At 64.6% G+C, this 1,554-nt stretch carries 1 protein-coding gene; it reads right to left on the bottom strand.

Translation table 11 applies throughout. The features are described from left to right. Window positions 1–594: 594 nt before the first annotated feature. Window positions 595–1,293 carry an OmpW/AlkL family protein gene (locus ACYPYD_RS25515; protein WP_036525758.1) on the bottom strand — a complete coding sequence of 233 codons (699 nt, stop codon included), beginning with the start codon at window positions 1,291–1,293 and terminating at the stop codon, window positions 595–597. Window positions 1,294–1,554 lie beyond the last annotated feature (261 nt).

Genomic DNA, 1,554 nt, shown 5'->3' with positions numbered 1-1,554 from the left:
GCGAAGGCTGGGACCGCTGGCCGAGTAAAGCCCAACCCTCGGCAGGGCGTTTGAACGATAGTTGGCCGTAACAGGCCAGCGGTCCCAGCTTTCGCTGGGATGACGATGTCGTTCGTGCAGCGGGGTCACGCAAAAATACCCGCTGGCGAGTGCGGGCCATTACGCCGGGGAAATCAACGCATCCGAAGTGAACATCGGGTCGGCGTCGGGAGCGTCCTCACCGGGACGCGGGGTTTTGTTTTCCGTGAAGCTCTGGCGAGCGGCCGGGTAACTCACGGTGCAGCCCGGCTCGACCTGTATTCCATCGGAAAGTCCCATGTGGCCGTCGTTAGGGTTCGCAGCGTTATCGGCCGAAGGCTATCCGGGATGGCCGTCCCAAGTCCTGCCGTGTGTCGCAGGAACGTATGGACGGCGTTTCCGGTAGCGCAGAGACAGTCCGGGTCTTCGAACGGACGCGTGGGTTGCGCGATCGCGGCTGAAACCGCATCCCGGCCCACGACGCCGACCCGATACACCGGAGCGACGTGATCATTCGCCGCTCCGGATGCTGGGCCATATAACCCATGTGGTTATATTTGTCAAGGACGAGCGCGCTCAGAACCGGTACGACAGGCCCGCGCTCAGCACCCACGGGTCGAGGTCGTGCTTCGTTTCCAGCACCTTCGCCCCATCGGCATAGAAGCTGGCGGTCGGCTTGATGAAGTACTTCTTGGCATCGAGCGTCACGCCGTAGCCGCTCTGGCCGAGCGCGATGTCCACGCCCGCCTGCAGCGCGACGCCGAAGGAATTGGACATCTTCACCTTGTCCACGCCGAGCGCCTGCGCGGTGGCGCCGGGCTTTTCGTCGAACACGAAGAACAGCGCGGGGCCGGCGCCGACATAGGGCTTGATCGGGGTGCCGGTGTCGAGGTGGTACTTGGCGGTCACCGTCGCGGGCAGGATCAGCACGTGATCGACAAGCCGCGTGCCCGCAAGGTCCGCCGCACCGCCCACGTGATGCTGGGTGAAGCAGCAGATCGTCTCAACCGAGACGGCCTTGGTGAAGAAGTATTCGACCGCGAGGGTGGGCACGACGTTGTCGTTCGCCCGGGCGTCCACATCGGTGACGCCCATGCCGGTCAGCGTGGCGGCAAGGCCCGAATCGATCGACTTGACCTTGTCGATGCCGCCGTCGGGCAGAACCCCGGTCGCGAGCACCTTGACCTGGAACCTGCCGTCCGGGCTGCCGGCCATCGCGGGCGTGGTGAAGGCGGTGGCGGCCAGCACAGCGGCGAGCAGGGTGATCTTGCGCATATCCGTGTCTTTCGAATGACCGCCGGGGCTGCACCATGCATGTCCCCCCTCTTGAGCGGCCCTTGCGGTTTGCGCTTCATGCAACCGGGATGAATTGATCGGGCGCAAGTCGGGGGAGAATTTTGCTGTCGCCCCGTCGTCCCGGACCTGATCCGGGACCGGTGGCTGTCTTTAGGCGCGGGCTGCCCGGCGGGGGCTTCGACAAGCTCAGCCTGAGCGGGACTGATAACTTCCTCTCAACACCGCTCAGGCTGAGCTTGT

Source organism: Novosphingobium sp. 11B (assembly GCF_054589055.1).
Note: the sequence above shows the minus strand (reverse complement) of the source record. Positions and strands in the feature narration are given on the sequence as shown.